The sequence below is a fragment of the Streptomyces sp. NPDC029122 genome (assembly GCF_055569445.1).
Genome location: NZ_JBVHWK010000022.1, coordinates 122722 through 134301, shown reverse-complemented (window position 1 = coordinate 134301; position 11580 = coordinate 122722). Strand labels below are relative to the sequence as shown.

Annotated in this window: 10 protein-coding genes; 5 read left to right on the top strand and 5 right to left on the bottom strand. The window is 71.3% G+C overall.

Features of this window, described 5'->3' with window-relative positions:
* Positions 1-550 precede the first annotated feature (550 nt).
* The 3 genes from pknB (at position 551) to ACZ4WZ_RS24240 (ending at position 3958) form a co-directional block, all read left to right on the top strand.
* Positions 551-2458, top strand: a complete 1908-nt coding sequence (pknB, locus tag ACZ4WZ_RS24250) for a Stk1 family PASTA domain-containing Ser/Thr kinase (RefSeq protein WP_467893335.1) — start codon at positions 551-553, stop codon at positions 2456-2458.
* Between the two features lie 10 nt (positions 2459-2468).
* Positions 2469-3326, top strand: a complete 858-nt coding sequence (locus tag ACZ4WZ_RS24245) for a deoxyribonuclease IV (RefSeq protein ID WP_467893354.1) — start codon at positions 2469-2471, stop codon at positions 3324-3326.
* 101 nt (positions 3327-3427) lie between these two features.
* Entirely contained in the window at positions 3428-3958 is a 531-nt protein-coding gene (locus ACZ4WZ_RS24240) for a DUF4396 domain-containing protein (RefSeq protein WP_467893333.1), read from the top strand.
* Positions 3959-3963: 5 nt separating this feature from the next.
* Here ACZ4WZ_RS24240 and ACZ4WZ_RS24235 read toward each other — a convergent pair whose 3' ends face one another.
* Positions 3964-4596 carry a sulfite oxidase-like oxidoreductase gene (locus ACZ4WZ_RS24235; RefSeq protein WP_388935544.1) on the bottom strand — a complete coding sequence of 211 codons (633 nt, stop codon included), beginning with the start codon at positions 4594-4596 and terminating at the stop codon, positions 3964-3966.
* Positions 4597-4767: 171 nt separating this feature from the next.
* On the opposite strand from ACZ4WZ_RS24235, the gene bfr reads away from it, so the two are divergent.
* Positions 4768-5244 carry a bacterioferritin gene (gene bfr / locus ACZ4WZ_RS24230; RefSeq protein ID WP_030037303.1) on the top strand — a complete coding sequence of 159 codons (477 nt, stop codon included), beginning with the start codon at positions 4768-4770 and terminating at the stop codon, positions 5242-5244.
* Between the two features lie 25 nt (positions 5245-5269).
* On the opposite strand, the gene ACZ4WZ_RS24225 is transcribed toward bfr, so the two are convergent.
* Complete coding sequence (locus ACZ4WZ_RS24225) at positions 5270-5539, bottom strand: (2Fe-2S)-binding protein (protein WP_467893332.1); 270 nt, start codon at positions 5537-5539, stop codon at positions 5270-5272.
* A gap of 160 nt (positions 5540-5699) precedes the next feature.
* The gene (locus ACZ4WZ_RS24220) at positions 5700-7064 is read right to left on the bottom strand and encodes a class II 3-deoxy-7-phosphoheptulonate synthase (RefSeq protein WP_467893331.1); all 1365 of its coding nucleotides are present in this window, start codon (positions 7062-7064) and stop codon (positions 5700-5702) included.
* Between the two features lie 324 nt (positions 7065-7388).
* Between ACZ4WZ_RS24220 and ACZ4WZ_RS24215 the strand changes: the two genes are divergently transcribed.
* Complete coding sequence (locus tag ACZ4WZ_RS24215) at positions 7389-9389, top strand: anthranilate synthase family protein (protein ID WP_467893329.1); 2001 nt, start codon at positions 7389-7391, stop codon at positions 9387-9389.
* On the opposite strand, the gene ACZ4WZ_RS24210 is transcribed toward ACZ4WZ_RS24215, so the two are convergent.
* Both ACZ4WZ_RS24210 and ACZ4WZ_RS24205 read right to left on the bottom strand, forming a co-directional pair.
* On the bottom strand, positions 9338-10348 hold the full coding sequence (locus ACZ4WZ_RS24210) for a 2-hydroxyacid dehydrogenase (RefSeq protein WP_467893352.1): 1011 nt from the start codon (positions 10346-10348) through the stop codon (positions 9338-9340). The genes ACZ4WZ_RS24215 and ACZ4WZ_RS24210 overlap by 52 nt on opposite strands.
* A gap of 64 nt (positions 10349-10412) precedes the next feature.
* On the bottom strand, positions 10413-11444 hold the full coding sequence (locus tag ACZ4WZ_RS24205) for a 6-phosphofructokinase (protein WP_467893350.1): 1032 nt from the start codon (positions 11442-11444) through the stop codon (positions 10413-10415).
* Between the last annotated feature and the right edge of the window lie 136 nt (positions 11445-11580).

The following is an 11580-nucleotide window of genomic DNA, read 5'->3' as shown; positions in this document are numbered from 1 at the left end:
GCCGCCAAAACGAGAGGAGCGCGTAGTGGTCTGCTGCGCCTGGGGCGCCGCAGGGGGATCTGGTCACCATGTGGTGCAGGCATCCGGCCCCCGGCCCTGGGCAGGGATCGAGGGGCCCGGATGCCCGGCCGGCCACGGCCCGGCGCCTCGGCTCATCCCTGAGAGACCCGTCCCTTGCCCTTGGACCGTGACCGTTCTTTTGGGGGCTTCCCGGCAGTCTTTCGGCATTCCGGGGCGGGTCGGTCGGTCAAGGGTCGCCGAAGGCGATCACGCAGTGACGCGAACGAAGTGAGCGCCCTTGAGGGACCGGCACGCACCGGAAGGACGATGGGACTGCCGGGAAACCCCCAAAGCTTCACTGAGACCGCCCCAGGGGCCACCGCTCCCCCACCCACCGGCCCGCAGACGGGGAGGCGGGGGGCAGCCGCCGGCCCGTCCCACGCCTCGCGGGGGAGATGGCGGGCCCGAACCGCAGGCCCCCATGTCACGACCGCGCTGCAAGCGTGGACGCCCCGGCCGACGGGGGTGGGGGCCCTCGTAGAATCGCCGGGTGGATACGACCCTGGATGACCCCCTCGTCGGGCGCGTGCTCGACGGCCGCTACCGCGTAGACGCCCGCATCGCGGCCGGCGGCATGGCGACGGTCTACCGGGCCGTCGACACCCGCCTCGACCGGGTCCTCGCGCTCAAGATCATGCACCCGGACCTCGCCGCCGACGCCGTCTTCGTCGACCGCTTCATCCGCGAGGCGAAGTCCGTGGCGCGCCTCGCCCACCCCAACGTGGTCGCCGTCTTCGACCAGGGCACGGACGGGCCGTACACCTACCTGGCCATGGAGTACGTCTCCGGCTGCACCCTGCGCGACGTCCTGCGCGAGCGCGGCGCGCTCCAGCCGCGGGCCGCGCTCGACATCCTGGAACCGGTCCTCGCCGCCCTCGGCACCGCCCACCGCGCCGGGTTCGTCCACCGGGACATGAAGCCCGAGAACGTCCTGATCGGCGACGACGGCAGCGTCAAGGTCGCCGACTTCGGCCTGGTCCGCTCCGTGGACTCGGCCACCAACACCACCGGCTCGATCCTGGGCACCGTCTCCTACCTCGCGCCCGAGCAGATCGAGGACGGGGTCACCGACACCCGCGTGGACGTCTACGCCTGCGGTGTCGTCCTGTACGAGATGCTCACCGGCTCCAAGCCGCACACCGGCGGCACCGCCGCCCAGGTCCTCTACCAGCACCTGAACGAGGACGTCCCGCCCCCGTCCGCCGCCGTCCCCGGCCTGCCCGCCGCGCTCGACGAGCTGGTCGCGCACGCCGCCGCCCGCAGTCCCGAGCTGCGCCCGTACGACGCCGCCGCCCTGCTCGGCCTGGCCCGGGAGGCCCGGGCGCGGCTCAGCGAGGCCGAGCTGGACGCCGTACCGCCGCAGGCCCGGGCGCAGGAGCGGTCCGCCGCCGAGGACCGCACCAGCGTGATCCCGCGCCCGGTGGGGCAGAGCCGGCCGGTGCACCACACCTCCCGGCTGGAGCGCCCGCCGGCTCCGGAGCGGGCTCCGGCCGCCCCGCCCCGGCGGGCGCCCCGGCGCGGGATCTTCCTCGTCATCGCCGGGATCCTGCTGGCCCTCGGCATCGGCGGCGGCGTCTGGTACATCAACTCCGGCCAGTTCACCAAGGTCCCGAACCTCCTCGGCAAGACGGAGGCGCAGGCGCGGGCGGAGCTCTCCGCGGCCGGCCTGGGCGTCAAGAAGGTCGACCGGAAGTTCAGCGAGGCCTTCGACCGGGGCACGGTCATGGAGACCAGCCCTGGCGGTGGCAAGCAGATCCGCGGCAACGACGCGGTCGTCATCGTCGTCTCGCGGGGCCCCGAGGTGGTCAGCGTGCCCGACCTCAAGGGCAGGCCGCTGGAGGCGGCCAAGGAGGAGCTGACGAAGGCGGGGCTGGCCCCCGGCATCGTCACCCAGGCCTTCAGTCAGGACGTCGCCCAGGGCTCGGTGATCAGCACCGATCCGGCGGGCGGCCAGAAGCGGGCCCCCGACACCGCGGTCGCGCTCCTGGTCAGCAAGGGCCGCCCCGTGCAGGTCCCGAGCGTCACCGGCAAGTCCGTCGACCAGGCCAGGGCCGCGCTGGAGGCGCTCGGCCTGAAGGTGGAGACGGCCGCCGACCAGGTCAACTCCCCCTCCCCCGCCGGTACGGTGGCCAACCAGTCGGCTGCCGCCGGCACCCAGGCCGCCGCGGGCGACACGGTCACCCTGACCCTGTCCAAGGGACCGCGCCAGGTCCAGGTCCCGAGCGTCACCGGCCAGGACGTGGACGTCGCCCGCAAGACCCTGGAGGCCCTGGGCTTCAAGGTGAAGGTGGAGCGCCCCTTCCTGTCCTTCAGCAGCACGGTGGACACCCAGTCGGTGCCCGCCGGCCAGAGCGCCCCCGAGGGCAGCACGATCACCGTCAAGACCAAGGGGCTCTGAGCCGCCAGTGATACGAAATCCCGTGGGCGGGCACGTCCCCGTCGCCGGCGGGCTGGCTTCGGTCGGCCTCGCCTACGCCCGGGAGATGGGCGCCGAGGCCGTCCAGGTCTTCGTCGCCAATCCCCGCGGCTGGGCCACCCCGACCGGGAACCCGGCGCAGGACGAGCTGTTCCGCGCCCGGTGCGCCGAGGAGTCGGTCCCGGCGTACGTGCACGCGCCGTACCTGATCAACTTCGGCTCCCACACCGCGTCGACCGTCGAGAAGTCGGTGGATTCCCTGCGGCACTCGTTGCGCCGGGCCCGGGAGATCGGCGCGCTCGGGGTGGTCGTGCACACCGGCTCGGCGACCGGGGGCCGACCGCGCGAGGCCGCGTACGCGCAGGTCAGGGAGCACATGCTGCCGCTGCTGGACGAGCTGACGCACGAGGACGACCCCTTCCTGCTGCTGGAGTCCACGGCCGGACAGGGCTCCTCCCTGTGCTCGCGCACCTGGGACTTCGGCCCGTACTTCGACGCGCTGGACCATCACCCGAAGCTCGGCATCTGCCTGGACACCTGCCACATCTTCGCGGCCGGGCACGACCTGGCGGAGCCCGGCGGCACCAAGCAGACGCTGGACCTGCTGGTGGAGACGGTGGGGGCGGGCCGGCTGAAGCTGATCCACGCCAACGACTCCAAGGAGGGCGTCGGCGCCCACAAGGACCGGCACGCCAACATCGGCCAGGGCCACATCGGCCGGGACGCCTTCGCCGAGCTGTTCTCGCACCCGGAGACGGACGGCGTACCGCTGGTCATCGAGACGCCGGGCGGCAAGGAGGGGCACGCGGCCGACGTGGCGCTGCTGAAGGAGCTCCGGGACCTGCACTGACACGCTGAAGATCTGTTGAGGATTACCCCCAGGGGGTATACGGTTCTGACGTGTCGACGGGACCGCTACCGGCGTTTTCCTCAAGCCTTCAGGGGGTTGTCATGGAGCACGCACACCACGAGCACCAGCACCACCAGCACCACGGACCGGAGCACGATGGCCACGACGCGCACCAGGGCCACGCCCACGGCGGCGAGGTCAGCTGGGCCATGGCCGCCCGGGCCACCCTGCACTGCCTCACCGGATGCGCCATCGGCGAGGTGCTCGGCATGGTGATCGGCACCGCCCTGGGCTGGGGGAACGTCCCGACCATGGCCCTGGCGATCGTCCTCGCCTTCTTCTTCGGCTACGCGCTCACCCTGCGCGGCATCCTCGCGGCCGGCGTGGGCTTCCGTTCGGCCGTCCGGGTGGCGCTGGCGGCCGACACCCTGTCCATCGCCGTCATGGAGCTGATCGACAACGGCGTGATCGCCCTGTGGCCGGGCGCGATGGACGCGCACCTGTCGGCTCCGCTGTTCTGGATCGTCCTGGCGATCGCCCTGGCGGCCGCCTTCGTGATCACCACCCCGGTCAACAAGTGGATGATCGGCCGCGGCAAGGGCCACGCGGTGGTCCACCAGTACCACCACTAGTCCAGCTACAGCTCCGGACCGTCGCCCGGTTCCTCCTGGTACGAGTAGCGCTGCTCGCGCCAGGGGTCGCCGATGTTGTGGTACCCGCGCTCCTCCCAGAAGCCCCGGCGGTCGGCGGTCATGTACTCCACGCCGCGGACCCACTTGGGGCCCTTCCAGGCATACAGGTGCGGGACCACGAGCCGCAGCGGGAAACCGTGCTCGGCCGTCAGCAGTTCGCCGCCCATGTGGGTGGCGAAGACGGTCCGGTCGGAGGCGAAGTCGGCCAGTCTCATGTTGGAGCTGAAGCCGTACTCGGCCCACACCATCACATGCGTGACCTGCGGGGCCGGCGGGGCCAGGGCCAGTACGGTACGCGCCAGCACACCGCCCCATTCGGCGCCCGGCATGCTGAACTTGGTGACGCAGTGCAGGTCGGCCACGACCGATTCGAACGGCAGGGCCGCGAACTCCTCGTGCTTCCAGCAGTGCTTCTCACCGTCGGCGGTCGCGCCGAAGACCCGGAACTCCCAGCGGTCCGGCTTGAACTTGGGCACGGGACCGTAATGGGTGACGGGCCAACCCCGCTGCAACCGCTGCCCCGGAGGCAGCTCGAGCTGCTCTGCTCCCGGAGATTCCCGGCTTTCCGGCTGACCCATGCCTCCATGGTGACAGACGTGGCGGTGTGGTCACGACCAGGTACGACCCGATTCAGGCAAGTCCTGGCAACTCCCACTAAGGAGGCACTTACTGGACGCCTCAGGACGGCAGTGCAAGGATGCGCGCACTGCCCAGTCACTAGCTGACATTGCTTGGAAGGAGCCTCTGCGATGCAGGGCGACCCCGAGGTCCTCGAATTCCTCAACGAGCAGCTGACCGGCGAGCTCACGGCCATCAACCAGTACTGGCTGCATTACCGCATCCAGGACAACAAGGGATGGACGAAGCTCGCCAAGTACACGCGTGAAGAGTCCATCGATGAGATGAAGCACGCGGACAAGATCACCGAGCGCATCCTGATGCTCGACGGCCTGCCGAACTACCAGCGCCTCTTCCACGTGCGCGTGGGACAGACGATCACGGAGATGTTCCAGGCGGACCGGCAGGTGGAGGTCGAGGCGATCGACCGCCTCAAGCGCGGCATCGAGGTCATGCGCGGGAAGGGCGACATCACGTCCGCCCGCCTCTTCGAGGAGATCCTGGAGGACGAGGAGCACCACATCGACTACCTCGACACCCAGCTGGAACTCATCGAGTCCCTCGGCGAGGCGCTGTACATCGCGCAGCTCATCGAGCAGCCGAGCTAGCGTTCCCGGGACGGCCCGGGGGGCCTCAGGCGGCTTCGGCCAGTTCCGGCGCGGGCGCCGGTCCGGGGTCGGCGGCCAGGACGGCGGCCGTGGCGTTGCCCTTCTCCAGCAGTTCCCGGCGGGGGCAGGCCCCGCGGCCGAGGATGCCCTGGATGGTGCGCACGCAGGAGCCGCAGTCGGTGCCGGCCTTGGTGGCCGAGGCGATCTGGCGGGGGGTGCAGGCCCCGGCAGCCGCGTGTTCCTTGACCTGCTTGTCGGTGATCCCGAAGCAAGAGCAGACGTACACGCGGTTCACCTCCCTGGTGCGGAACGGTTCGGCAGGCCATCCCCTATTCGGTGAGGCTTACCTAACCGTACCCAAAGTTAGGGTGACCTAAAAGACCCGGGTACGAGGATGGGGCGCGGATCACATGGATCCGCGCCCCATCCTCGGAGGAAGCTACTTACTGATCGCGTTACTGGTCGCGGTACATCTCGGCGACCAGGAAGGCCAGGTCCAGGGACTGGCTCCGGTTGAGCCGCGGGTCGCAGGCCGTCTCGTAGCGCTGGTGCAGGTCGTCGACGAAGATCTCGTCGCCGCCGCCCACGCACTCGGTGACGTCGTCACCGGTGAGCTCGACGTGGATGCCGCCCGGGTGGGTGCCCAGCGCCTTGTGGACCTCGAAGAAGCCCTTGACCTCGTCGAGCACGTCGTCGAAACGGCGCGTCTTGTGGCCGGAGGCCGCCTCGAAGGTGTTGCCGTGCATCGGGTCGGTGACCCAGGCGACGGTCGCACCGGAGGCGGTGACCTTCTCGACCAGCTCGGGGAGCTTGTCGCGGACCTTGTCGGCGCCCATGCGGACGACGAAGGTCAGCCGGCCGGGCTCGCGCTCCGGGTCCAGGCGGTCGATGTACGTCAGCGCCTCGTCGACCGAGGTGGTCGGGCCGAGCTTGATGCCGATCGGGTTGGCGATCTGCGAGCAGAACTCGATGTGCGCGTGGTCCAGCTGGCGGGTGCGCTCACCGATCCACACCATGTGGCCGGAAGTGTCGTACAGCTTGCCCGTACGCGAGTCCGTGCGGGTCAGCGCGCCCTCGTAGTCGAGCAGCAGCGCCTCGTGCGAGGCGTAGAACTCCACCGCCTTGAACTCGGCCGGGTCGGTGCCGCAGGCCTTCATGAAGTTCAGGGCGTTGTCGATCTCCCGCGCGAGCTGCTCGTAGCGCTGCCCGGAGGGGGAGGACTTCACGAAGTCCTGGTTCCAGGCGTGCACCTGGCGCAGGTCGGCGTAACCGCCGGTGGTGAAGGCGCGCACCAGGTTCAGCGTCGACGCCGACGCGTGGTACATGCGCTTGAGCCGCTCCGGGTCCGGGACGCGGGCCTCTTCGGTGAAGGCGAAGCCGTTCACGGAGTCGCCGCGGTAGGTCGGCAGGGTGACGCCGTCGCGGGTCTCGGTGTCCTTGGAGCGCGGCTTGGAGTACTGGCCCGCGATGCGGCCGACCTTCACGACGGGCACGGAGGCCGCGTACGTCAGGACGGCGCTCATCTGGAGCAGGGTCTTCAGCTTGGCGCGGATGTGGTCGGCGGAGACGGCGTCGAAGGCCTCGGCACAGTCGCCGCCCTGAAGCAGGAACGCCTCGCCCTTGGCGACGGCTCCCAGACGGGCGCGCAGCTGGTCACACTCACCCGCGAAAACGAGCGGAGGATACGACTCGAGGTCCGCGACGACAGCGCGCAGGGCCTCGGCATCGGGGTACGAAGGCTGCTGCGCCGCGGGAAGGTCTCGCCAGGTCGCCTTGGCGGCGAGGGCGTGGTTTTCAGCGTTCACGGTCACCTCGTACACATTACGGCGTCGTTCGCAGTGTCCGGCCGGACGCCCATCTGGTGAGACGGTGTCGTTCGAAGGCCCCGGAGCCGGAGAAGAGCGGAATGCGAGGTTCATATGCCCGGAAAAGACGGGATGCGGCGGGACGGCCGCCCGGTGGGCTAGGGTGCCTCCCATGTACGCGCATGCCAGCCTGAACTGGTGGTGGCCCGCTCCCGGCGGCCCGCCCCTCTCGCGTACCCACTGACACGAGCGAAACGCAGGCCGCCCCCGGAGGGCGGCCTTTTCCGTGTGCGGACACGGCCGTCCTTCCCTCCGACACCCCCACCGGAAGGACGCCCCATGACCCACTCCGTACCCCGGCCCGATTTCGACCTCGGCCGGCTCCTCGACGACGCGGCCCCGCCCTTCGCGCTGCTGCGCCGGCGCACCCCGGGCCGCCGCCACGACACCGTCGAAGTGCTCCTCGGCCCGGTCAGCGAGGCCGCCCGCCTCGCCGACCTGCCCGTACGCGAGCTGCCCACCCTCGCGCTCGTGCCGTTCCGGCAGATCCGCGAGCGCGGGTTCGACGTGCGCGACGACGGCACGCCGCTGGCCGTGCTGGCCGCCGAGGAGGCGTACGAGGTCCCGCTCGCCACCGCGCTGGCCGCGCTCCCCGGCCACGCCGTACGGGTGGAGGGCGGCGGCTTCGACGTCCCCGACGAGGACTACGCGGCCACCGTCGAGCGGGTGATCCGCGAGGAGATCGGCCGCGGCGAGGGCGCGAACTTCGTGATCCGGCGCACCTACGAGGGCCGCGTCGACGGCTTCGGCCGGGCCGACGCGCTCGCCCTGTTCCGGCGGCTGCTGGAGGGCGAGCGGGGCGCGTACTGGACGTACGTGGTCCACACTCCGGACCGCACCCTGGTCGGGGCCAGCCCCGAGGTGCACGTACGGATGTCCGGGGGCACGGTCGTGATGAACCCGATCAGCGGCACCTACCGCTACCCGGAGTCGGGCCCCACCGCCGAGTCCCTCCTCGCCTTCCTCGCCGACCGCAAGGAGACCGAGGAGCTGTCGATGGTCGTCGACGAGGAACTGAAGATGATGTGCACGGTCGGCGACATGGGCGGAGCCGTCGTCGGCCCGCGCCTCAAGGAGATGTCCCACCTCGCGCACACCGAGTACGAGCTGCGCGGACGCTCCTCGCTGGACGTCCGGGAGGTCCTGCGGGAGACCATGTTCGCGGCGACGGTGACGGGCTCGCCCGTGCAGAACGCCTGCCGGGTGATCGAGCGGTACGAGAGCGGCGGCCGCGGCTACTACGCGGGCGCGCTGGCGCTGCTCGGCCTCGACGCGGCCGGCGGCCAGACCCTGGACTCCCCCATCCTGATCCGCACCGCCGACATCGGCCCGGACGGGGTGCTGCGGGTACCGGTCGGGGCCACCCTGGTCCGGCACTCGGACCCGCTGGGCGAGGTGGCCGAGACCCACGCCAAGGCCGCCGGGGTGCTCGCGGCGCTGGGCGTACGGCCTGCCGCGCCCCGGCCCGCCTCCTCCGCCGGGGCGGCCGGGCTGGCCGACGACCCCCGGGTGCGGGCGGCCCTGGCCTCGCGGCGGGCGGACCTGGCGCCGTTCTGGCTCCGCATGCAGGAGCGGCCCGCCGCCACGGGCGGGCACGCCCTCGTGGTCGACGCGGAGGACACCTTCACGGCGATGCTGGCCCACGTCCTGAGAGCGGGGGGCCCGCGGGCGGCCGGGCTGGAGGTGACCGTACGCCGCTACGACGACCCCGGGCTGCGGGCCCTCGCCCTGGCCTGGGACGGCCCGGTCGTCCTCGGCCCCGGCCCGGGGAACCCGGCGGACGGCGCCGACCCGAAGATGCGGATGCTGGGCGCGCTGGCGCGGGACCTGCTCACCTCCCACCGCGGCGGGCTGCTGGGGGTGTGCCTCGGGCACGAGCTGATCGCGGCGGAGCTGGGACTGCCGCTGGTGCGGAAGGCCGAGCCGGCGCAGGGCGCCCAGCTGACGGTCGACCTCTTCGGCACGCCGGAGACGGTGGGCTTCTACAACACGTACACCGCCGCGTGCGACGCCGGAGCGGAAGCGGAGCTCTCCGCGCACGGGGTGGAGGTCTCCCGGGACCCGCTCACCGACGAGGTCCACGCCCTGCGCTGCGCGGACCGCGGCTTCGCGGGCGTCCAGTTCCACCCGGAGTCCGTCCTCACCCTGCGCGGCGCGGAGCTGCTGTCCGGCATGGTCCGCGTGGTGACGGGCGCCGCCCGGCCGGTGCGCCCGGGGGCGGGCGGGGGTCAGGCCGGGTCCGGGACCAGGGTGTTCTCGGAGCGGCGGCCCGCCAGGTAGTCCACCACGTTCCGGACGGTCGTCGCGATGATCTGTCCGACCGCGTCCTCGGTGTAGTACGCCTGGTGGCTGGTCACCACCACGTTCGGGAAGGTGACCAGCCGGGCCAGGATGTCGTCCGCGACGGCCTCCAGGGACCTGTCCGTGAAGAAGAGGCCCGCCTCCGCCTCGTACACGTCCAGGCCCACCCCCGTGAAGCGGCCCGCCCGCAGCTCCGTGACCAGGGCCTCCGTGTCGATCAGCCCGCCCCGGCTGGAGTTCACCAGCACCACGTCGTCCCGCATCGCCTTCAGGGCGGCCGCGTCGACGATGTGGTGCGTGGACTCCAGCAGCGGCACGTGCAGGCTGATCAGGTCGGCTTCCGCGAACAGCTCGTCCTTGTGCACGTACCTCATGCCCAGCTCCACGCAGGCCGGGTTCGGCACGAGGTCCCAGCCCAGCAGGTTCATCCCGAAGCCGTGGGCGATCCGGGTGAAGGCCTCGCCGATCCTGCCGGTGCCGAGGACGCCCGCCGTGCGGCCGTGCATGTCGCGGCCCATCAGCCCGTTCAGCCGGAAGTCGAAGTCCCGGGTGCGGTGGGAGGCGCGGACGATCCGCCGGTTCACCGCCATGGCCAGGGCCCAGGCGAACTCGGCCACCGAGTACGGCGAGTAGGACGAGACCCTGCTGACGGTCAGCCCCAGCCGCCGGGCCTCGTCGAGGTCGATGTTGTTGAAGCCGGTGGAGCGCTGCGCCACCATACGGGTGCCCCCGGCGGCCAGGATGCGCAGGACCCGGCCGCTCAGATCGCCGTTGACGCTGGCGGAGACGACCTCGTACCCGGCGGCGAGGGGGGCGGTGTCCTCGCTGAGGAAGACGTCGAGGCAGCGGACCTCGTGCGGCCCCTCGGAGTGTTCCCGGAAGGCGCGCTCCAGGAGCGGCTCCTCGTCGGCGGTCACTCCGAAGGCCAGGATCTCCACGCTCGCTCCCCACAGGTCGGCCACGGGTCGTTTCGTCACGATACGACCCGTGGCCCGCGCCCGCTCAGCCGAAGAAGACCCCGACCTCCGCGTACAGCGCGGGGTCGACCGTCTTCAGTTTCGCGGTGGCCTCCGCGATCGGCACCCGGACGATGTCCGTCCCCTTCAGCGCGACCATCTTGCCGAAGTCCCCGTCGCGCACCGCGTCGATCGCGTGCAGTCCGAAGCGGGTGGCCAGCCAGCGGTCGAAGGCGCTCGGGGTGCCGCCGCGCTGGATGTGCCCGAGGACCGTCGTACGGGCCTCCTTGCCGGTGCGCGCCTCGATCTCCTTGGCCAGCCACTCGCCGACGCCCGACAGCCGGACGTGCCCGAAGGAGTCCCGGGAGACGGAGTCCTTGAGGACCAGGTCCCCGTCCTTGGGCATGGCCCCCTCCGCCACCACGACGATCGGCGCGTAGCTCGCGCTGAAGCGGGAGGTCACCCAGGCGCAGACCTGGTCCACGTCGAAGCGCTGCTCGGGGATGAGGATGACGTTGGCGCCGCCCGCCAGCCCGGAGTGCAGGGCGATCCAGCCGGCGTGCCGTCCCATGACCTCGACGACCAGGACCCTCATGTGGGACTCGGCCGTGGTGTGCAGCCGGTCGATGGCCTCGGTGGCGATGCCGACGGCGGTGTCGAAGCCGAAGGTGTAGTCGGTGGCCGAGAGGTCGTTGTCGATGGTCTTCGGTACGCCCACGCAGGGGACGCCGTACTCCTCGTACAGCCGGGCGGCCACGCCCAGGGTGTCCTCGCCGCCGATCGCGACGAGCGCGTCGACCTCGAACTTCGCGAGGTTCTCCTTGATGGCGCGGACGCCGTTCTCGGTCTTGAACGGGTTGGTGCGCGAGGAGCCGAGGATGGTGCCGCCCCGGGGCAGGATGCCCCGGACGGCGGGGATGTCCAGGGGGACGGTGTCCCCCTCGACCGGCCCCCGCCAGCCGTCCTTGAAGCCGACGAACCCGTATCCGTACTCCTGCGTGCCCTTGCGGACGACGCCCCTGATCACCGCGTTGAGTCCGGGGCAGTCTCCGCCGCCGGTGAGCACTCCGACCTTCATGGAATCTCCCTTCGCCATGACGGCCACGCTAATGGTGACGTGCGTCACAGCAAGGGTCCCGGATTGGTCAATTCCGCCGCGATCAAGGGGTGTTGTGCCCACACCGTTCACTCGTACGGGTAACCGGGGTGGAAGT